Genomic DNA, 22315 nt, shown 5'->3' on the forward strand with positions numbered 1-22315 from the left:
TACGATTGCAGAAGCGTAGAGCCTATTCCCAAGCAGACCGATTGAAATTGCACTATGTAGTGCGGTCACCTGTGCCCCAGGGGACCGACTAGCACTCTCGGAGACGCCCCAACGACACAGAACGCCCTAGAGGAATCGGGACGGGCGATTGTAGATTGGGGCAGGATCGTGTGTCTGTCCGGTGAGGACCCCCCGGCCCAATGTCGGCGTCACCAGTCCCAGGACGCCCCGGCGTGGGATGATCTGCGTCGGGCAGAAACGTCCGCCCACACGGCCGTCCAGGTAGCCCGAGCCGACGGCCCCACTTTGGCTTCACTCCTGCCCCAAGTGGGTGCCGCATGTCCATCCGAAAGAGCCGCGGTTGCCCCTTTTCGGCGAGGGATCCTTTGTGGCGAGGAGCCCCAATTTTTGGGTCTCCGGCCACCGAGTGATAACCTTTCAAACCCAAGGAACTGAAGGAATGGGTCAGGTCGAGCGGTGGCTTCGGGAAGAGGGCTACCTCCGATAATCTGCAGTTCTTCTCTACTTTGTCACAACGATCTCTTGATTCCCCCCGGGTCGATTTTGCTATATTGGTACTTAATGCGAGCGAACGGAATTCCCCGCATTTCTGTTGGCTCGTAGGCTCGGCCCATTTCCGGGTCGGGCTTTTTTTGCTTCTTCCCCAACTCTCCGTGGGCTCGTCGCCGCCACCGGGGCTTTGAGGATAGCCAGCTGCGCTCCCTGCATTCTCTCCACTCAGCCGGCACCCTCCGGGGCTTGAAGTCGCCTCGCCTGGGGCCCCAGCTAGGGGTTCTCAGGGGACGGGGGCTCGACGAGCGTTTCGCGCTTTGGGTCTTGCCCTCTCGGGTCCTGCGGGACGGACGTGCACCCGCTTTGGTAGAGAACCACGATCGCCAGCCCCAGCACTGCTCCCCGCACGACATAAGTGAGCGTAACGTCTACCCGGCCTGAACGGAACGAAGGATTTTTCCATCCGATAAGCCCGCCCGCAACCGCCCCGCCGGCAGGCAGATACCACCATCCTGAAAGAGAAAGGGCCCAGACCAAAACGCCGATTAGGGCCAGCATCAGGGCCGCCCCCGCCACCCGGGTCGCCTGCGAAAGGGCGTCTGCAAATGTTTTTTTCCACCCGTTCATGCCAAGCTGTATATCAGTGGATAGGCGCTGACAAAGGCCTCCCGTCCTCTGTGCTGCGAACCGGGCGCCCCTCCTGCCGGCCCGGCGTCCTGCCGGGCTGCTGCTCCAGACACGCCCCACCACTGCGATCATTTGTCCCGGCTGGGACAGACTGCTGTCCGGCTAGGCAGCCCGTTCTCGGAGCGAGGACTCGACGCGCACCTCGCTGTGGAGGGTACGGTGCACCGGACATTTGTTTGCGATCTCGAGGAGCCGCTGGCGCTGGTCCTCGCTCAGATTGCCCCGAACGTCTATCTCTCGCCGGATCCGGTCGACTTTTCCGGCCTCGGTCTCGCAATTCTCACAATCCTCGGCGTGAATCTTCTCGTGCGAGAGGTGCACGAGCGTCTCCTCCAGGGGCCACTCCTTGCGGTCCGCGTACATGCGGAGCGTCATGCCCGTGCAACTGCCGAGCGCCGAGAGGAGCAGGTCGTATGGCGTAGGGCCTGCGTCGTCGCCCCCTACCTCCTCGGGCTCGTCGGCCACGAAGGTGTGGGGGCCAGCCTGAATGTGGGTTTGGTACGCCTCCCCAGTGCGGGCGACCACAGCTCCCTCGGCGCCGCTTTCCTCTGTATCGGAGGCGTCCACGTACTTTTTCGCCCAGGCCCCCATTACAACCCCCACGTATTCGGCGTCCGCACGGTCGTGGAGGAGGTGATTGGCGTCGTCCAGGGACACGAAGCTCTTCGGGTGCTTCGCGGCCTGAAAGATGCGGGCGGCGTTGTCTACCCCGACGATCTGATCGATCGGGGAGTGGAAGATGAGAAGGGCCCGATCGAGTGTCCGGATCGTTTCCTCCATCTTCGTGGCGGCCAAGTCTTCGAGAAACTGCTTGCGAATCGTAAAGGTGCGCCCCGCGAGCGTGATTTGGGCCTCGCCGGTGGACTTGATGTCCTCAATGGCGTCGTTCAGGTGACGGGTGACGTGCTCGGGGTCATACGGCGCCCCAATCGTTGAGACCGCCTTGACACGATCGATCTGGTGTGCGGCCTGAAGCACAGCGGCGCCCCCTAATGAGTGCCCCACCAGAATGCGGGGTGCCTCGTGCCGCTCCGCCAGGAAGTCGGCCGCTACGACCAGGTCATCAACGTTAGAGGAGAAATTGGTGTCGGCAAAATCGCCCTCGCTCTCCCCAAGCCCGGTGAAGTCAAACCGAAGGACCCCGATGTCCTGCCGGTTCAAGGCCCGGCTGATGGCACCGACGGCGCGGAGGTCTTTCGAGCATGTGAAGCAGTGGGCGAAGAGCGCAAAGGCACAGGGGGACCCGGAGTCGGGTAGATCCAAGCGGGCGGCCAGCTCATCGCCCTCGGGATTCTCGAAGTAGAGTTTTTTGGACGGCATGACGGTAGGGTCAATGGCGAAGGGCAGTGCGGTGCGTGCCGGGCGTCTTTCCGGAGCGAAGGTCAAGAGGCTTCCCCGTTAAGCGGCCGGCTCGGCGGCAGGTTCGAAGGAAAACCGCTGTATGTCGGCGGGGGTCCCGCGGTCAAACGTCCGCTCGACAAAGGTGACTGTTCCAGACCGGTGAATCAGAAGAACCGTCGACGAGCGGGTCCCGTACTGGTCGCCCTCGATGAACGGCGGCGACAGCTTTCGCTCGGTCGTCCGGCCCAGCCCGGTGTCCGGCAGTTTCTCGTCCGGGGCCGGCCGTCGGTCGGAAAGGATGTCGAGCAGTTGATCGGAGGAGATCTCGCCGTCCAGCAGCGACCGCAGTCGGGCCGTTCCCCGCTGGACCTTGGGCCACGGGTCATCGAGCTGCGCGTTGCTCATGCCGTGTATTCCGGGTGCAACCGACCGCGGAGGGCCGTTCCGGTTCGAGAAGTAGTACAGCGTCTGGGGCGTCCCAACCAGCAGGTTGAACCCATTGTATTCGTCGGCACGAGCGGCCACGTCTTCAAGGTAATCGCTCGGAGAAGGCTCATTCTTCAGGTAATCTGCAACGAAGTGTCCCCGGGAGGGCGCGTCCTCCCGATGGGACGTTTCGTCCCGAACATTGGTGACGGTGGCCCAGTGCCCACGGCGGGTGACTCCCAGCCACGTCCCCCCCGATTTTCGATCTCGGCCCGCCAGCACGTGGGGCGCCTCGTCCCAGAACGACGCCGGGGTTGCCGGTCGATCGTAGAACTCGTCTCGGTTCCCGGCGAAGACGATCGGGTAGTCGGGATGCGAGTCGTACGCAAGCAGAATCAGACACATAATCGACGTTGTGCTTTGGGACTTTCGTCCGAGGCATGAGCAGCGGCGCTTCTCTTATCCGGGCTCGGCCACCTCGGCGTTCTTCTCTACAGCAATGAGCCGGGGCGGGTCGTTGGCCTGATTCACGAACCGGTACGACAGCGCCCGAAAGGCCTGCTGAGGCAAGGCGGAGGCCCACGAGTGCACCGCCTCGGCCTCGGCAGGGCCTCCCTCGTGTCCGGTGTAGAGGACGATCGTGATGACGCCTCCGGGCCGGAGCAGCTTTGTACTCAGATTCAAAGCCTGCCGGGTGGTATGGGGCTTGGTCGTGAGGGAGTGATCTCCCCCTGGCAGGTAGCCAAGATTAAACATCACAGCCCCCACTGCCCCGCGGTGCGACTCGTTGAGATGATGCAACATAGTTTCGTGACCGGCACGAATCAGTTGAACAGACGCGGCGGGGTCTTCCGACCGGAGGCGGCGACGGGTTTCCTTAATGGCCTCCTCCTGCACGTCGAACCCCACGACCCGACCGTCGGCCCCGACCTCTCGGGCCAGGAAAACCGTGTCGTGGCCGTTGCCTGTCGTGGCGTCAATGGCGAGCCCGCCCGGCGCCAGGGCCTGAGCGGCCAGGTGGTGCGCGAAGTCGAGCACGGATTGAATTGGCACCGGGAGGCGTGGAGGGCTGCGGAGCAGGACTGGGGCTGTGAACCTGTTTGGCGAGACATCTGCGGCCCCCCGGGAGTACTCGGTCGCTGTGCTCCCAGCGCTGCGACTTTGTGGACCTCGTGCAAAACGGCCTCTGTACTCACCCGGTAGTTTCCACTACAGGGCTCGTTTGGGCACCGTTTAGCGGCGTCGCCCACTATGTCTCGGCTACACATCTGCACGCAAAACAGGTCTAGAGTTCTTCATGAGTGACATCGCCAGCGGTTCCCCATCGGCCGGACACTCAAACTCCTCGAATTTCGCCCGGCTGGCGAATCCTACCGCATGCTGACGCGTGCGCAATCAGTCCCACGCTCCCGTCGTCCACGAGACGTCTTGCTTCCGTATGGCCGTTTCGGTCGATTTAGGTGCTCGCAGTTACACCGTCCACTTCCGCTCGCTCTCCGCGGTGCCCGCACTGATGGAGGAGGCTGGGCTGCAGGGGAACCGGTGCCTGCTCGTGTCCGACGAACACGTAGCGGCCCACTACCGGACACCGCTCGAACGCGGGCTCACCGATGCGGGATGGGCTGTACACACAGTCGTTCTGCCGCCGGGGGAGGCGACCAAGTCTGCCCCCCACCTCCACGACCTGTACGACGAGGCGCTCGAATGGGGCATCGACCGCGACACGCCCCTCCTTGCCCTGGGTGGAGGCGTGGTGGGAGACCTGGCCGGCTTCGCTGCCGCTACCCTACTGCGGGGGCTTCCGCTCGTGCAGTTGCCCACGTCCCTGCTCGCCCAGGTGGATGCCTCCGTGGGCGGGAAGACGGCCATCAACCACGCCGTCGGGAAAAACCTCATCGGGGCGTTCTACCAGCCGCAGTTCGTGTGCGCCGACCCTCGAACCCTCGACACGCTCCCCATGGACGAATACACGAGCGGCATGGCCGAGGTCGTCAAGCACGCCCTGATTGGGGACCCAGACCTCTTCGCGGACCTTGAGAACCATCTGGTCCCGATTCTATCTTACAGGGATCGAGAGGCGGTTGCGTCCACCATCGAGAAGGCGGTGCGGGTGAAGGCCGAGATCGTGGGTGCCGACGAACGCGAAGAGGGACGGCGTGCGGTCCTGAACTTCGGGCACACCTTCGCCCACGCCCTCGAGCAGGTGGCGGGCTACGGCACCTTTTCTCACGGCGAAGCCGTTGCCCTGGGCATGCGGGCCGGGCTGTACCTGTCCCATCGACGTTGGCCCGACGCGCTCCCCCGAGAGCGGATCGACCACGTTCTTCAGGCCATTCCCGTCGATGGCGACCCCTCATCGGCCCCGTTCCCGGCGCTGTACGAGGCCATGGCTGCAGACAAGAAGAATCGGGGGGACAGCATCCGGTTTGTCCTTCTTCGCCGGCTGGGCGAAGCCTACGTCACGGGGGACGTGTCAGAGGCAGAGGCCCGGCAGGCCTGGGCCTTTGCGTGCTCGTCCTGAAACGCCGCCCTGCGGCACGCGTGTGAGATAGTTCAAACTGGCTCTTCACCAATCGGGGCCCTCCGCTCCGGCTCCTGTTCGTGCCCGACTCTTCACGCCGATCCCTTGCCCGTCCTCTGTGGCGGGCGCTCCAGATTGCCCTCGCGGCGGTGCTGGGGAGCGCGGTCCTAATCGTAGGGCTGACCCGAACGGAAGTCGGACGCGACAGCATTCAGCACCAGATCGAGAGCTCCTTCAACCAGCGGTTTGAGGGCTCCTTGTCGATCGGAGGTCTCAGCGGCATTCTCCTCGGCGACGTCGTGGCGACCAATGTCGAGCTTCGCAGTTCGACGGGGCGTCTCGTCGCGTCTGCGGACTCAGTGGTCGCTGAGCCTTACTGGACCTACCTCCTGGCCTCGGAGCTCTCGGTCAGCTCTCTCACCCTGATTCGTCCGCGTCTTGCGCTGCGTCGGGACTCGAGCGGGAATTGGAATCTTTCACAGGCCCTTCACCGACGGTCCCACACCCCCCCGTCCGACGGTCCGCTCGACCTGTCCCTCGCGGACATTAATATCCGTGACGGGCGGGTGACGTCAACTCGAGCCGGCCCTGCCCCCGCCGCTGTGCAGAACAACTGGCTCTTCGACTACACTCGGGCCCGCGTCCGCAACCTTTCTGTTGATGCGTCGGTCCCGCGGACCGGTGCCGATGCGCGCATCAAGATTCAGGACGCCTCCTGGACCCTTCCGAATTCCGATCTTCACGTGTCCACGCTCCGCGGTCAGTTGCGCCGAGCGAGTGGGAGTTGGGTGCTCGAGCAGCTCGCTCTATCCTTGGACACGACTCGCATTCGGGCTGAGGCCTCACTCGAGTCGTCGAGTGACGAGTCTACAGATCAGCCTGCCTTCGATCTCCGCTTCGACCAGAGCATACTCGACACCGATGAACTTCGTCGGCTCGTGCCCCGGCTTTCCCTCAGGGGGATGGTAAACGTGAAGGGCCACGTCGAGGGCTCACTCGAGCAAGTTCGCGTCGATGCCTTTACGATTGCCCGTAACAACTCGTTTGCCACCGTTCGCGGGACAATTACGAGGCAGTCATCACCGGTCAGGATTGACGCCACGCTCACGGATAGTCGTCTCAACCTGGCGGACGTTCGGGCCGTGTGGCCTGCCCTTCCGTCTCTGCCAGATTCGACGATCAGTCCTCTGAGCGTGCAGGCCTCCCTCCAAGGGACCGCCTCGCGCCGTGCCTCTCCCGCTACCCTTGACCTTGAGGGTCAGCTTGCGGTCCAGACCCCACAGGGTGCCGTGCGGGGCTCCCTGGACATCCAGCGAAAGGAGGCCCCCGTTGCTCCCGTGCAGTATCGTGGTTCGTTCGAGGTGGACAGCTTAGATCTAGCCCCCTTCACGGGCGAGGCTCGGCTCTCAAGCCGGTTGAATGGGCGCGTCGAGATTCAGGGTGCCGCAGCGACGGACACAGTGCGCCGCAGTCGTCTCGACGTGTCCCTGTCCCCGTCCCGACTCGGGGGTCGGCGCTTCGCCTCGGCCAACGGCACGGTGGTGCTTCGGGGCGATCGTGCTCGGGGACGGATCGTTCTGCAACAGCCAAACGGTGGGGTCCTCCGTGCAGAGGGCCGCATGACCCTGGACGCCCGTCCGAACTATTCGGCCTCCCTACTGGCGTCGGGGTTCGACCTGTCCCCGCGGAAGGGAGTGCTCCCATCGACTCGACTCAACGCCCGTCTCACACTTCAGGGCGCGGGAACTACGTGGCGGTCGTTGGCAGGAACCGCTACGCTAAACGTGGATTCGTCGCGGGTGTATCGGGCCGACAGCGTGGTTGTGTTGCCCCCGCACACCGCCACCCTCCGCCTCTCCGATCGATCCTCGGACCGTCCTCGGCTTTCGCTGAACAGTTCGGTGGCCTCGCTCCAGGTTCGCGGGACGTTTCTGGGACCACGGCTGTGGCGGGCCGGGCGGGCGTGGGGATCGACGTTGGCGAGGGCCGTGGAGCGAGAGCTTGGAAAGCCTGTGCCGACCTCGCTTGTCACCACCGGTGAGTCCCTGTTTCCCCTCGTGCCTTCCCCACTGGATTCGGTGGCCCCTGCCCCTCTGAGCACAACTCTCAATCCTCAACCCATGCTCTCCGAGCCCGTCGAGGTCCGCGGCCGGCTGCGGATTCGCCGCTCGGACATCCTGCAGGCTTGGTGGGCGGGCTTCCCTGAGACCTCGAGCGATTTCGAGACGACCGGGCAAATTACCATCGGCCCCAATCGTCTACGTGCCTCCGGGTCGCTCTCCGCCTCTCGCCTTCGCTATCGCGGCGGCGAGGCGGAAGGGGTCTCGCTCCAGTACGACGCGACCGTCCACGCCGGGTCTCCCCTCGCGGAAACGGGAAGTGCCGATCTTTCTATTTCGGCTCACCAGGTGGAGACCGTCGGTCCCTCGCTCTCCGCCCTCTCTGTCTCGCTCTCCTTCGCCCGGCGGGACGGTACACTCCGCCTCCGAGCCGATAGCCTCGGGGCTTTGGGTCCCGTTCGGCTGATCGGGGGACTGCACATCACCCCCACCACGAACGAACTGCGAATACGACAGGTCTCCATGCAGGTGGAGGGAAGGACGTGGACAAATCCATCGCCCGCCTCCGCGCGGTTCTACTCGGATGCGACCGTGATTTCTCCCCTCTCCTTAGAGCGGGCCCACCCGCAGGCTCCGATGCTACAGCGCATCCGCATCGCGGAAACAGTCTCGCCTCGGTCACCCAAACCTCTCTCGCTGACAGTCCAGCACGCATACCTCCCCCCAATCGCCAGGGCTTTGCAGACGCCGAAGGTGATCGGGGGAAACCTAAACGGTCGGGTCACCCTCCAGGGAGGCCAGGCGGAGCCGACGCTCGACGCGACCTTCTCCGTCCGACGGCTTTCGTACGATCGACGCATCCTGGGGAACGTCCGCCTTCAGGCAAGATACGCGGCCTCTTCTCCCGATCTCCGCCTGAATCTCTCCCTCGACTCGCTGACAACGGCGGACCGGCGGGCCGGTCCAGACCTGGTGCCCCAGGGGGCCCGAACCGTTGAACCAAGCGAGTTGACGCTGTCTGGTCGGATTCGTCTGCCCGAATGGGCGCATTCGGCGTCTGAGCAGGAGACCTCACAGGTGCCCTCGGGGGAGACGTTTGACCTCGACGCCGACATTGAGCACGCCGACCTGTTTTTCTTCGAATATATCTTCGAAGACCGGGTCTCAAACGTCCAGGGCTTTGTAGAGGGCCCACTCCACATCGGGGGGCAAGTTCGAGATCCTGTATTCGAAGCCGACCTGAAGATCCAGGACGGGGCCGTTGATCTCCCGCGCTTTGGGCTGGAGTACGAGGTGAGTGGGCCCGTGGAGGTCGACCGGCAGGGCATTCATCTGCAGGACATCACCGTCCAGGGCGACGAGGGATCGGCGACCGTCAAGGGAGATGTTTTCTTCAACCGATACGAATATTTTTCTTTCGACCTGTCGGGCACGCTCGATGGCATCACCGTGATCGACGTGTCCCGCGCGGAAACCCTTCCCTTTTACGGTCACATCCGCGCTTCGGGAGCTGTCACCCTAACTGGCCCCCTCTCCGACGCCACTCTCCGTTCAAACGCGGCCCGCACGACTCCTGATAGCGAGCTGTCGATTCCCGTATCCGGCGGGACGGTCAACGACGATGCAGGATTTATCGTCTTTGCCGACTCAACGGGCAAGATCCCAGACTTCCAGCAGATGACCCGTCGAGACAATATTCTTGCGGATCGTCCGGAGGGCCAGCCAAGCTTCGTGCAGGGAATCAACATCGACCTGAATGTCATTGCTCCGGAGGGGTCTACCGTCAACCTCGTCTTCGACCCTGTGGTCGGGGACATCGTTACCGCGGTAGGGACCGGGCGCGTACAGCTTCAGCGGAAAGAGGGGGACTTTCAGGTCTACGGCAACTTCAACGCCGCGAGTGGGACGTATCTCTTCACGGCCGGGGAAGTCTTCGTCCGGCGGTTCTCTATCAGCGACGGGACGATCTCATGGGACGGTGATCCGATTAACGCTCAGCTCGACCTTGAGGCCGCGTACAACACTCGGGCCTCGCCCTCAGGCCTGCCCAGCGCCGAGAGATTTCGGGGACGAGTCCCGGTGACGGTGCAGCTCGACATCACAGGACGCGTGGCCACCCCCCAGGTCGACCTAAGCCTCTCTCTCGACCGGGACGAGCGCAGCAACCTCGTAGGATCTGAAACCCTAGACGCGATTTTGAATCAGCCGGCTCGCCAGACCGAGTACGCCACGAGCGTGCTTCTCACCAACACGTTCCTTCTAACCACCGAGTCGCTCACAGAGCAGGGGAGTCGGCAGACCGCTGAGTCGGGAAGCCCGCTGACCGCCGCTGGGAACCAACTCGCGTTCAATAGCGTCTCGCAGCTGGTTTCGAGCCAGCTCAATCGGTACCTCGGGGCGGCGTTTCCAAACGTGGATCTCAACTTCGGCGTGCAGGGGGAGAATCCTGACGACCTGGACCTCATCTACGGGGTGGCGCTTCGTCTTCTTAACGAGCGCCTCATCATTCGTGGGGAAGGAATTTACACGGGGGATGATCCGGGCGCCCAGCAGGTGCAAGGTCCCCAGGGAGAATTCACCGTCGAAGTGCACTTGAGTCGCACCGTCAGCGCGAACCTCTTCTACCGGCGAAGAGGCGATGAGCTCACGCAGAATCGGACGCTGACGAGCAGTCGGGGCGTCGGGCTGTCCTATCAAACCGAGTTTTCGACCTGGTCAGACTTCTTCATGCGCCTCTTCGGGTGGCTGGTTCCCTTCGGTTCGTCTTCCGACGAAGACGATACGCCCGTGGCCGAGCAGCCTCCCCCCTCCGACTCGACACAGACCGCGAATCGTCCCTGACTTTTCAGAATGACACTCTGTGCAACCTCACAGGGCTTTGTCATGGGATGGCGAACGCGGGCCCTTACTGATCGTTGGATTTCTGATACATCCGTACACTCTTAGCGAACAGCATCCATCTCTGAAGATTACCGATCCAACAACCGAGACGCTTCGACAGAGCATCCTCACGTTTCTTCGGGAGCACACCGATGAGGCCTTCCGCTCCCACGAAATCGCTCAGGGCCTCGACATCGAGGACAACGACAGGTATCTCCGCTTCTGCGACGTTCTCGCCGAGATGAGCGCCAATCGCGTCGTAGAGCGCGAGGGCCGAAAGTACAAGTACACGTCTGATTCGCAGCACCACGCGGGCATTCTCAGCGCGCATGCGCAGGGATACGGCTTCGTCGAGGCCGTGGACAGCGACGAGGAGTTCTTTATTCGAGAGTCCAACATGGGAGAGGCCCTCCACGGCGACCTCGTTCGGGTGGCCGTCGCCGCCCGGGCCCCGGAAGACAAAAAGCGAGAGTGCGAAGTCGTTGAGGTGATCGAGCGGCGGTGCGAGAAGGTTGTGGGGACGTTCCACCACCGTCCGCAGTACGGCTTCGTGGAGCCCGATGACCAACGCATCCTCCAGGACGTCTACGTCCCCTCGGATTCTTTCAACGGCGCGGAGGCGGGCGACAAGGTCGTTGTATCGATCGACCGGTTCGACAACCGCCACGCCTCGCCCGAAGGGCACATCCTCCGTGTCGTGGGGCCTTCCGACGATCCCGGGGTCCGAGTCCTCTCGCTCGCAATGAGCATGGACGTGAAGGCCGACTTTCCCGACGAGGTAGAGGCCGAGGCCGAGGAGATTCCCTCGGAAATTCCGTCCTCCGAGCTTGAACGCCGGCGCGACCTGCGCGACAAGCAGATCTTCACCATCGATCCGGTGGACGCGAAGGACTTCGACGACGCCATCCACCTCGAAGAACTGGAGAATGGAAACTACGAACTGGGCGTCCACATCGCCGACGTGAGTCACTACGTGCGTCCCGGCTCGGCGATTGACCGCGAAGCGCTGGAGCGAGGAACGAGCGTGTACCTGGTCGACCGCACCATCCCGATGCTGCCAGAGAAGCTGTCCAACGAGGTGTGCTCTCTCCGCCCAAAGGAGGACAAGCTTGCGTTTTCGATCCTTATGGAAGTGACCCCGCACGGCACGGTAGAGGACTACGAGCTGTGCGAGAGTGTCATTCACTCCAAGCAGCGGCTTACCTACGACCGGGCCCAGGATTACATCGAAGGGGGATATCCCGACGCCGAGGTGGCCCCGGACGTGGTGCAGGCCAATCGTCTCGCCAAGACTCTCACCAAAAAGCGGATGCGAGAGGGCGCCATCGACTTCGGGTCCGACGAGGTAACGGTTCTCCTGGACGACGACGGGCACCCCCGGGACATCGTCCGGAAGGAGCGGAAGCGGGCGCACCGCCTCGTTGAGGAGTTTATGCTTCTGGCCAACCGGACCGTCGCCCAGCACATTGGGGCTGGCGATCACGACGACCCCGCCGAAACGGACGGAGACGAGGAAGAGGCCCCTCTCCCGTTTGTCTACCGGGTTCACGACACTCCGGACGGCGAGGAGATTCGCCAGCTCGCCGAGTACGTACGCGTCTTTGGGCACGAGCTTCCGCTCACCGACGGCAATGCCCAGTCGAACGACTTGGCAAGCCTTATTGATGCGGTTCAGGGGACGCCTGAAGAGCAGGTCATCGTGCGGGCGGCGCTGCGGGCGATGTCGAAAGCCGAGTACGCTGTGGGCAACATCGGCCACTACGGACTCGGCTTTGACTACTACACTCACTTCACGAGCCCCATCCGCCGGTATCCCGACCTCCTAGTGCACCGGCTTCTCAAGCGATACGAGCGCGGGGAACCGGCGGCTGACCTCGGCGAGCTCGCTGAACGTTGCGAGCACTGCTCAGAGCGTGAACGCGACGCTGAGGAGGCGGAGCGGGAGTCTGTAAAGCTTAAGCAGGTCGAATACGTTCAGGACCACATCGGCGACACCTTCGAAGGCGTGGTCAGTGGCGTGACGAAGTTCGGCGTGTTTGTCGAACTTGAGGAGTTGCTCGTCGAGGGCCTCGTCCACGTCCGCAACATGGACGATGACTACTACGTGTACGACGAGTCCACCTACACGATGCGGGGGGAAAGCAACGGCAAAGCGTATCGTCCCGGCGATACGGTGACGGTTCAGGTAGCAGGTGCGAACGTTGAGGACCGCGAGATCGATCTTCTGTTCGTCGAGTAGCGCCGTCGTAACCCGTTGGCACACACGATAGAAGCGTTGTTCGCTCGCCGATTGCGTGAGTCCGAGTCGCGGGCGGGCTAAGGGCTTCTCCACGTTCAGTCCCAACGCCCGAGTTCTCCACAGACGTAGTAGTGTTGGGGGTCGTTGGCACCTGGGTTATCTCCCAAGGTCAAGCCGGCAGTGCTCCAGGGGGGTCGCCTGATCGGAATCCTCAAGCCGCTGCTTAGCCGAGAGTGGCCCCGACCACGTAGTATTGCAGGTTCCCGCAGACCGCGCACGGCGGTTGCAGCGGCCCCCCCGAGCTCGCCGCTATAAAACAGACAGCGACACGCCGACGGAAATAACCTCCTTGAGCTGGATGGCCCTGACGGTATCCTCGTCGTACACGGCTACGAACTCCAGATCTGTACTCAGCCAGTCGTTGACTTCCAGATTCACGACGTTCTGCCAGATGGCGTCCGGAGGATTTTCGAGCTGGCTGACCGCGAAAAAGATGTCCAGCTGCGATCGGTATCGGATGTTTTCGGACAGACGCTGGTTGAGAGACGAAGAAAGCTGCCCGCCCGCCTCAACTCGTGCGAGTTTGTCCTCATCCACCCCGTACAGCGCCCGAAAATCCGGTTCCCTGACGATGGTCTGCTTGGATGCGACCCCGAGGCGGACCGAGAATTGATCGAGGGGCTCATACGTGAGACCGAGGGATTCAGTGATGGTGCCGGGCGCGAAGAAGGCGGAGGTCTGCACGGGAGGCTCCCGAGTGTCTCCGTTCTTAAACGGGTTCGAGTCGTAATCGAATCCCTTCGCAAATTGGGTACGGAGATCGCCAGCGAGTGTGGGGCTGAAGCGGCCAAAGAAGCCATCGCCCTGATACTGCAGGTCGGCCTGAAGACGGATCAGGTCCTCGGACTTCCGAATTCTTCGGTCCTCCTGGTCAATGAAGCCCAGGGCAAGGCGCATGCTGTAGGCCTGTGCCCACCGCCTGCCTGCTCGCTCGACCGCCCCGTCAAGGGAGGCGGTGAAGGCGAGCGAGTTGATGCCTCCCTCCTGCCAATTCCGGTAGGCCGCCTGGGACACCGAAATCTTGCCGGTCAGATTGGTGTCCCATTCAGTGGTAGCAGTGTCCGAGGTAGGGCTTTGGCGGGGGTCTGGGGTGGGCAGGCTTGGCTGCGCATAGACGGCGGGACTCCCTCCAATAAAGAAAAAGAGGAGGAGTCCACCGGCCAGCACGCGAGAAGCGAATGAAGAAGACATGTGGTGTCGATGCGTGAGACGGAACGGGATAGGGCAGTGGTGGAGCGAAACGAGACTTTCGCGTCTCAAAACAGCTTCCTGGCCCTGGAGAAAGAAAGTTGTTTCAGGATATTTCGAATAGAAAAAGGCTATGCCTAAACCGGCACAGCCTTTTCGATCCTCAGACTACGGCGGTGTTTGGAGTCAGGAAGCTAAAGCTCATTGTTCTTGATCTCCTGAATCTCCTGTCGGATCTCGTGAGATAACTTCTTCAATTTCATGAGGCTTTTTCGGGCACGGGTTCCTGCCGCTTTGTTTCCTTTCTCGTAGAACTTCATGAGGTCCTCTTCGGCCCCTTCAAGGGTTTCGGTAAGCTCGCTGTATCGTTTTTCAAACGTACTCATACGGTCACCTCTACTGAATTGGATGACGAAGTTGCGGAGCGTAGGTCGAACATAAGACGCCCCTCAGCCGCTGTCAAGCCGGATTGAGACGCCTCGAACATTCGTTCTTCTTCTTCCCGTAATTTGTCAAAACGTTCAAGAGTGGAGGCTAGTGGCATCGCTCCTCATGCCCGAAGTCGCGTTCCCCGGGGACCGTTCCCCGTGAGGAGTCCCTGGGGACTCGTAATCAAGACGGGGAGCCCGGCGTTACGGAGCTCCCGCGCGGCCTCGGGGTTGGGAACGTGCTCCCCTGTGATGGCGTCCGCGGAGACCTCGTCCAAAACACCCCCCGTCCCGTCGTGCAGACCGGACTCCTCGGCGGTCGTAAACATGCACGCTACGGGGCTGAACGATGCCTCTACGGTCTGGGCGAGGGCCTCAACGGCCTTAGCAGTTTGAACCTCGTGGACCTTTCCGGTGTCCGGATTCTCTACGAGAGCGGACACGACCGGAACGACGTGCTGCTTGATGAGGGCCGAGACCCAGCCCGCGTCGGATGCCTGAAGGGCTCCGTCCTCTTCCATCTGGAGCAGCCCCCGGTCCACCCCCTGGATGCCAACGGTGGACACGACCTCATCGGTTAACGTCGCAACAAGATCTTGGTTGACCTCTCGCACCGCCCGCTCGACGAGGCGTCGTTGCTCGTCCGTCTCTACGTCGAGCACTCCCCCCGTCCGCTCCGGGAAGTAGCCCTGGGCCTCAAGGGTGCGTTCCACCTTCTCGCCGCTTCCATGAACGAGCAGGGTAAAGGGAGCCTCACTGCCCGACTGGGAAAAGTGCTGGGCCATCGACTTCAGAAACAATGCGTCGCCAAGATGGTGGCGGTCGAGATAGACGAGATACAGCGTCGGCGCGGCGGTTGCGGCAGCCATGCAGGGAAAAAGCGATTGCAACGGGAGAGCGTGAACGTTAAACGTCTAGCGGACCAGACGTTCAGTGGACAATCAGCCTGCGGTTTCCAGAACTTCTCTTCTTCGCTCCTTCTAGTCCCCCTCGCCCGCGGCACGGCGCCTTCCGCACTCGCGCTCCAGCAATCACCTTCGCGATCACCGGGACCGGGCATTTCGCCTCCTTCATCCTGCGTGACGTGCCGACGTTCCATCCCAACCCATCCCGCCCTCCGCAGTTGACCCTCTCCCTGCGTTGTGCCAGATTGTGGGCGGTTTTCGTTGCGGTTTCTCCATAACAGCCTCAGTCCGTGTTCGCCTCCCCCCTGGTCTCCGAGCCGATGGCGATCGTTGCCCTCTTCAGCGCTGTGCTCGGATTCGTCTTCTGGCTCGATTCGTTCGACCTCTTCGAACCGGTCTTCAAGTACCTCCCGCCGGTTATTTGGGCCTACTTCGTGCCGATGCTCCTGACCACCGCGGGCATCACCCCGGCCGAGAGCCCGGTGTACGACTGGATGTCGACCTACCTGCTGCCGTTTTCGCTCTTCCTTCTCATGATCACGGTCGACCTGAAGGCGATTCTCCGGCTGGGCCCGATGGCGCTGTTCATGATGTGTGCCGGCACGCTGGGCATCATGGTGGGCGGCCCGGTCGTGTTCGCCCTCTTCGGGCAGTTCTTCGAGGATCCCGTGGCATGGAAGGGATTCGCCGCCCTGTCGGGAAGCTGGATCGGCGGAACGGCCAACATGATGGCGATGAAACAGAGCGTGGGGACGCCGGACAGCACCCTCGGTCCCCTCCTGGTAGTGGACGTGGTGGCCGGATACGGCTGGATGGGCGTCCTCATCTTCCTGAGCGCCTACCAGGCGCAGTTCGACGACTGGATGGAGGCGGACACCACGGCGATGGACCGGCTAAACAAAAAAATGGAGGAGGCCGAGGAGACGCAGCGTCCGGTGACACTTCGCGACTTTTCGGTCATGATCGGCATTGCCCTGGCGGCGACCGTGGGGGCTAAGGCCATCGCGGGGACGCTCCCCGAGTTCGGCGACCCTACGATCATCACCACGAGCACGTGGGCCATCCTGATCGTGGTGACCGGGGGATTGCTCCTCTCGTTTACGCCCCTGCAAGAGCTAGAGGACGTGGGCGCCTCGCGGCTCGGCTACTTTGCGCTGTACCTGCTGCTCACCTCCATCGGCGCCAAGGCCGACCTCGCCGCGGTGCTCGACGTGCCGCTCTATCTCCTGGCCGGAATCGTTTGGATCCTCATCCACATCGCCTTCCTCATGGCCGCCGCGCGTATGGTGAAAGCGCCGCTCTTCTTCGTCGCCACCGGCAGCATGGCCAATGTGGGTGGGGCGGCGAGCGCCCCCATCGTGGCGGGCGTCTACCTGCCCGCGATGGCGCCGGTGGGCCTGCTCATGGGCGTGGCCGGATACATTCTCGGCATCTACGCGGCGCTCGGCTGCAGCTGGCTGATTGGACTCGTGGCGGTGGGGCTGTGATCCTCAGGTCCAGCGATTCGATCGTGGCGGCCTACGTTTCAGAAATGTGGACGTCATTTGACGGGATCAACTGAAGAACGTATCATTCGAACGGTGGATTTTCCCACCAACCGGGTAGCTTCACAGGGCGATCGTACGTCCGAAGTTCAGTTGACCGATCGGCTCCTTTGTTCCTGATCGTCGGAGAGATGCCCAGAAAGCACGAGCGAACGGGAGCGTGGGGGACCGAAGTTCTGCCCTGGCAGAACGGGAGAGCAAGTCGCCATCGTTAGGACGCGAGTGCCATGGTTAACGTCAAGCCAAACGTCTTTTTCAGACTCTCCCTTGTCCAATTCCCATGAAGCGTCTTCTCTGTGTTCTCTGGATCCTCTTACTGTCCTTCCCCTCGCAGGCCCAACACGAGCATCATCACGGGGCGGACCGGGCGATTGAATTCCCGGACGTACCAGCGTATCAGGTTCTCAAGGCCGACCTGCACCAACACACGGTTTTTTCCGACGGACGCGTATGGCCCAGCATTCGGGTGCAGGAGGCTCTGAAGGACGAGCTTGACGCGATCGCCATGACCGATCATTTGGAGTACCAGCCGCACTCCAAGGACATTCCCCACCCCAATCGGAATCGGGCCTACCAAGTTGCGCGTCAAGCCGCGGACGAGCACGAGTTGCTCGTGATCAACGGGTCGGAGATTACCCGCGAGATGCCGCCCGGCCACGCCAATGCCATTTTTCTCAAGGACGCCAATCCCCTGCTGAAGGACGATCCCATGGCTGTCTTTAAAGAAGCCCACAGCCAAGTGGTGGCGATCCAAAACCGGTCCGACGCCCGGTACGTCCTCGACAGTCAGAACGAGGTGAGCTTTCACGCCCACTCGGACGTGGTCCATTTGACGCCGCAGGACACGACGCGTCTGCAGGTCAAACCCGGGGAGCGAGTCAATTCGATCCAACTCACATTCGAGGTCCTAAACGTCGTAACCGCTCCCGAAGAGCATCCGTCGATTCCGATTGACGTGACGGTGAGCGAGTAGAGAATTAGGGACCGGTGTTCTACGTCCTGCTGTACGGGGAGGCGAGTTCGAGGGCGAACACCCAGCACCCACACCAGTCGCCTGCCAGCGGTGTGACGATGTTGGTCTTTTGCAATAACAGAGTTTAAAGCATGGAGGAGGCCTCACGATCACGCCTCGTCTCCACGGTCCATCGTAAACCCGCAGATATCTCCTCACGTCACATTTTTCGCGCCTCAGATCAAACACCTCCCTCCTTCTCCTCCCTGCAAAGCGCTGGGGTAGCCACTTTCAATAACGGATATATCCCATTGATTCCCGCACGGGCAACGCTTTAGTTGAGGAACGGTCGGGAGTCGTCATCTCCCCCCTTCGTCTTGAACGTCGTCCCGCTAAGGTACCGCCTTTGTATGCCCGAATTTTCCCACCTCCACTGCCACACGCAGTACTCCCTCCTCGACGGCGCCGCCAGCATCGACAACCTCATCGAGAGCGCCGAGCGCCGCGACATCCCGGCCGTGGCCATCACCGACCACGGCAATCTCTACGGCGTCCCCGAGTTCTACACCACGGCCGAGAAATCGGACGTGCAGCCCATCATTGGGTGCGAGTTTTACCTGACGCCGAGCGGCATTCAGGACCAGTCGGACGCGACCCGCTACCATCAGGTCCTTCTGGCTAAGAACCAGACCGGCTACGAGAACCTGATGCAGCTCTCCTCTACCTCCTTCCTGGAGGGCTTCTACTACAAGCCCCGCATCGACCGCGACCTGCTGCGCGAGCACCACGAGGGCCTCATCGCCACCACCTGCTGCCTGCAGGGCGAAGTGCCGCAGGCGATCCTGAACAAGGGCGAGGAGCGCGCCCGCGAGCTGTTCGAGGCGTACCTCGACATTTTCGGGAACGACTACTACATCGAGATCCAGGACCACGACATCGACGACCAGAAGACGGTCAACGAGGTGCTGCTGCGGTGGGCGGAGGAGTACGATGTCAAGGTGCTGGCCACCAACGACGTCCACTACGTGGATCAGCAGGACCACGAGGCGCAGGATATCCTGCTCTGCCTGCAGACCGGCGATGACTACAACGACCCGGACCGGATGCGCTTCGACAGCGACGAGTTTTACCTGAAGGATCCAGAGGGCATGATGGAGGCCCTCACTGGGATTCCGGAGACGTTTCAGCGCGAGGCGCTCGTGACCACTAATGAGGTGGCGGACAAGTGCACATTCGACCTTCCGATGGGGGACTTGCTGATGCCCCACTACCCCATCCCGGACGGGTTCGAGGACATGGACGCGTACCTGCGCCATCTCACGTTCAAGCGGGCGAAAGAGCGCTACGGCGACCCGCTGCCCCAGACGGTGGTGGACCGCCTCAACCATGAACTCGGCATCATCGCCGACGAGGGCTACTCCGGCTACTTCCTCATCGTGCAGGACTTTACGGAGGCGGCCCGTGAGCTCGACGTGCGGGTGGGGCCGGGCCGGGGCTCCGCGGCGGGAAGCTGCGTGAGCTACTGCCTCGGCATTACCGACGTCGACCCCATCGAGTACGACCTGCTCTTCGAGCGCTTCCTGAACCCGGAGCGCGTGTCGATGCCCGACATCGACATCGACTTCGACGACCGCGGGCGCGAGAAGGTGATCGACTACGTGGTGGAGAAGTACGGGCAGGAGAATGTGTGCCAGATCGTCACTTTCGGCACCATGGGCGCAAAGACCGCGGTGCGCGACGTGTCGCGCGTGCTCGACATTCCCCTCGACCGCGCCGACGAGATCGCCAGCATGATTCCCGACGGGCCGGGCGTAGACCTCGATCAGGCCTTCGAGGAGAACCCCGAGTTCCGCGGCCTCAAGCAGGCGGACAATCCGGAGGTCCGCAAGATGATGCAGTACGCGGAGGTGCTGGAGGGGTCTGTGCGCCACACCGGCGTGCACGCCGCCGGGGTTATTATCGCCCCCGGCGAGATTAGCGACTACGTGCCCGTCTCCGTGGCGAAGAGCAAGGGGGAGGAGGTCGTGACCACGCAGTACGACGGCGACTGGGTGGAGGAGTTCGGCCTGCTCAAAATGGACTTCCTCGGCCTCAAGACCCTCACCCTGATCGAGGACACGGTCGATCTGGTGGCGGAGACGCGGGGCGACGCGATCGATATCGACAACATTCCGCTCGACGACGAGACGACCTTCGAGCTCTTCCAGCGCGGCGACACGGTCTCGATCTTCCAGTTCGAGTCGGCCGGCATGCGGGAGCACCTCCGTAAGCTGAAGCCGACGGAGATCAACGACCTGATCGCCATGAACGCGCTCTACCGGCCGGGGCCGATGGAGAACATTCCCACCTATATCGCCCGGAAGCACGGACGCGAGGAGGTGGAGTACCCGCACCCGATGCTGGAGGACATCCTGGAGCCGACCTACGGGATTGCCGTCTTCCAGGAGCAGGTGATGCAGATGGCGCGCGAGCTGGCCGGCTTCTCCCTCGGCGAGGCGGACATTCTGCGCCGCGCGATGGGCAAGAAGAAGGAAAAGCTTATGCGCAAGCAGCGCCAGAAGTTTGTCAAGGGCTGCAAAGAGGAAAACGACATCGACGAGGACGAGGCGAACGAGCTCTTCGACATTATCAACGAATTCGCTGGGTACGGCTTCAATAAGAGTCATAGCGCGGCGTACTCACTGGTCGCCTACCGCACGGCCTACCTGAAGGCCCACTACCCGCCGGAGTTTATGGCGGCGGCGATGACCAACGAGATGGACAACACCGACAAGCTGTCGAAGGTGCTGGAGGAGGCACGGAGCATGGGCCTGGGGGTCCTTCCTCCCTCCATCAACCGCAGCCAGGCGGACTTTACCGTGGAGCAGCCCCGACAGCAGTCGGGGGAGTACAAGGTGCGCTTCGGGCTGGCCGCCATCAAGAACGCGGGCGAGAAGGCCATCGACGCGCTCATTGAGGCCCGGCAGGAGCACGGGCCGTTCGAGAGCATTTTCGACCTCACCAAAAACGTAGACCTCGGCACGGTGAACAAGCGCACGCTGGAGGCCCTCGCCCAGGCCGGGGCGCTCGACGACCTGGAGGGCCACCGCGCGCAACTCATGGAGATCATGGACAAGGCCGTGCGCTACGGCCAGAAGGTGCAGCACGACCGTGCCGCGGGGCAGAACTCACTCTTTGGCAACGGCGACGCGGGGACCGAGGCCATGCAGCCGGGCCTGCCCGACGTCGAGACGTGGGCCAAGTCGAAGCGCCTGAAGGCCGAGCACGAGGTCCTGGGCTTTTACGTCTCCGGCCACCCGCTCGACGAGTTCCGGGCCGAGGCCGACGCGTTCGCCACCGCCCACTTCGGCGAGCCGGATCAACTCGAGAAAGTGATCGAGCAGGCCGCCGGGGGAGACGGTCGAAATCGCGGCCCCGTCCGCACCTTCTGCGGCATCATCACCGACGTGGACCGCAACACCACGAAGTCCGGCAAACCCATCGCGTTTGCCAAGATCGAGGACTTTACCGGGCAGGGCGAGATGGTCGTCTTTTCCAGCATCCTCGACCGTGTCCAGCCCTACCTGGAGGTCGACAACGTCGTCCTCGCCAAGGGCAACGTGGAGGTGCGTGGCGGCACGGTGAAGGTGCTTGCGAAGGACATCACGCCGATGTGGAAGGTGCGCGAGCAGATGGTGGACGAGGTGGTGCTCACCGTGGACCTCGAACAGGTGATGCCGGACGAACTCCAGACGTTCCAGCAACTTTGTGAGCGGAGCGACGGCAACTGCACGCTCTACTTTGACGTCGATGCCCCCGAACTGCGAGGTCAGGAGCGACTCCGCAGCCGGACCTACGTCATCGAGCCCACCGCCGAGTTTATGCAGGGCGCCCAGCGCCTCTTCGGCCCCGACAACATCGCCCTAAAGGGACCGTGACTCTAACACGCCCGCCCCCAACCCAGAGTGATCGGCAATACACCCGGCCCTGCGCCGAAATATGGGCGGTCGACGGCGGTGTTGTCGCATGTGTTTTCTACGGGCCAGTGCGCACTCGCCGATGCACGTCGCTGCTCTCGGTGCCTCGCTGGCCCTCCCGAAAGCGCAACTTCAAACGAGAGCTCGACGCACACCTCTCGGTCTTCAACGTGAATCAGAAGGAGATGCCGCCCCGATCGGCGATCCGAACATGCCATTCGGGGCGACGGGCACATCACATCCCCCTTCGCCAGGGCCATTATCACCGGGTCCCAGTCGTCCGTGTACGATGATATGGCCCCAGATCTAAGAGTGGAGTCGGTGGGACCAGGGTGCCACTGCCCGTAACCTGCCGATCCTGAGGTGTGGTGGGGACACCTGCTGTTGCCCAAGTGTTAGGAGGGACCGTCAAAGTGGGGCCCACGAGCTAAGCTATGCTCAGGTCAAGCAGGAGGCCGACGATCCCATTTGGCAGAAGATTTCCGATCTCTCCGCTGTTTTCGCCTGCGAGAAAATGGGTTGCAGAAAAAGGGATGCTGGTGACCAGGAGAAAAAGGAAAGACACCCGCCTTGCAATGTAACCTTATCGTGAACGAGACGCACAATGTCGGTGCT

The 22315-nt window shown here is 62.4% G+C and carries 13 protein-coding genes; 6 read left to right on the forward strand and 7 right to left on the reverse strand.

What is annotated here, in order from left to right:
- Positions 1–786: 786 nt before the first annotated feature.
- The 4 genes from ABEL04_RS08400 to ABEL04_RS08415 all read right to left on the reverse strand — a co-directional run bounded on the left by ABEL04_RS08400 (position 787) and on the right by ABEL04_RS08415 (position 4020).
- On the reverse strand, positions 787–1140 hold the full coding sequence (locus tag ABEL04_RS08400; protein ID WP_375801938.1) for a hypothetical protein: 354 nt from the start codon (positions 1138–1140) through the stop codon (positions 787–789).
- Positions 1141–1302: 162 nt separating this feature from the next.
- Complete coding sequence (locus ABEL04_RS08405; RefSeq protein ID WP_375801939.1) at positions 1303–2520, reverse strand: alpha/beta fold hydrolase; 1218 nt, start codon at positions 2518–2520, stop codon at positions 1303–1305.
- Between the two features lie 78 nt (positions 2521–2598).
- On the reverse strand, positions 2599–3372 hold the full coding sequence (locus ABEL04_RS08410) for an NRDE family protein (RefSeq protein ID WP_375801940.1): 774 nt from the start codon (positions 3370–3372) through the stop codon (positions 2599–2601).
- Between the two features lie 54 nt (positions 3373–3426).
- The gene (locus tag ABEL04_RS08415; RefSeq protein ID WP_375801941.1) at positions 3427–4020 is read right to left on the reverse strand and encodes a class I SAM-dependent methyltransferase; all 594 of its coding nucleotides are present in this window, start codon (positions 4018–4020) and stop codon (positions 3427–3429) included.
- 385 nt (positions 4021–4405) lie between these two features.
- On the opposite strand from ABEL04_RS08415, the gene aroB reads away from it, so the two are divergent.
- The 3 genes from aroB to rnr all read left to right on the forward strand — a co-directional run bounded on the left by aroB (position 4406) and on the right by rnr (position 12667).
- Positions 4406–5488: a 3-dehydroquinate synthase gene (gene aroB, locus ABEL04_RS08420; protein WP_375801942.1), complete on the forward strand. Its 1083-nt coding sequence runs from the start codon at positions 4406–4408 to the stop codon at positions 5486–5488.
- Positions 5489–5568: 80 nt separating this feature from the next.
- Positions 5569–10389 (forward strand): translocation/assembly module TamB domain-containing protein, encoded by a 4821-nt coding sequence (locus ABEL04_RS08425; RefSeq protein WP_375801943.1) that lies wholly within the window; start codon positions 5569–5571, stop codon positions 10387–10389.
- 37 nt (positions 10390–10426) lie between these two features.
- The gene (rnr, locus tag ABEL04_RS08430) at positions 10427–12667 is read left to right on the forward strand and encodes a ribonuclease R (RefSeq protein WP_375801944.1); all 2241 of its coding nucleotides are present in this window, start codon (positions 10427–10429) and stop codon (positions 12665–12667) included.
- 309 nt (positions 12668–12976) lie between these two features.
- Here the strand turns inward: rnr and ABEL04_RS08435 are convergent, their stop codons facing one another.
- The 3 genes from ABEL04_RS08435 to ABEL04_RS08445 form a co-directional block, all read right to left on the reverse strand.
- Positions 12977–13918, reverse strand: coding sequence for a DUF3078 domain-containing protein (locus ABEL04_RS08435; RefSeq protein ID WP_375801945.1), 942 nt, complete (start codon positions 13916–13918; stop codon positions 12977–12979).
- 191 nt (positions 13919–14109) lie between these two features.
- Positions 14110–14301: a histone H1 gene (locus tag ABEL04_RS08440; RefSeq protein WP_375801946.1), complete on the reverse strand. Its 192-nt coding sequence runs from the start codon at positions 14299–14301 to the stop codon at positions 14110–14112.
- Positions 14302–14465: 164 nt separating this feature from the next.
- The gene (locus ABEL04_RS08445; protein WP_375801947.1) at positions 14466–15212 is read right to left on the reverse strand and encodes an acetylglutamate kinase; all 747 of its coding nucleotides are present in this window, start codon (positions 15210–15212) and stop codon (positions 14466–14468) included.
- 326 nt (positions 15213–15538) lie between these two features.
- Between ABEL04_RS08445 and ABEL04_RS08450 the strand changes: the two genes are divergently transcribed.
- From ABEL04_RS08450 to dnaE, 3 genes are all read left to right on the forward strand, one after another.
- On the forward strand, positions 15539–16735 hold the full coding sequence (locus tag ABEL04_RS08450) for a DUF819 domain-containing protein (protein WP_375801948.1): 1197 nt from the start codon (positions 15539–15541) through the stop codon (positions 16733–16735).
- A 337-nt stretch (positions 16736–17072) separates the two neighbouring features.
- On the forward strand, positions 17073–17765 hold the full coding sequence (locus ABEL04_RS08455) for an Sb-PDE family phosphodiesterase (RefSeq protein WP_375801949.1): 693 nt from the start codon (positions 17073–17075) through the stop codon (positions 17763–17765).
- Between the two features lie 389 nt (positions 17766–18154).
- Positions 18155–21661 carry a DNA polymerase III subunit alpha gene (dnaE, locus tag ABEL04_RS08460; RefSeq protein WP_375801950.1) on the forward strand — a complete coding sequence of 1169 codons (3507 nt, stop codon included), beginning with the start codon at positions 18155–18157 and terminating at the stop codon, positions 21659–21661.
- Positions 21662–22315: the final 654 nt, after the last annotated feature.

This window comes from Salinibacter sp., assembly GCF_042218895.1.
Lineage (GTDB): Bacteria > Bacteroidota > Rhodothermia > Rhodothermales > Salinibacteraceae > Salinibacter.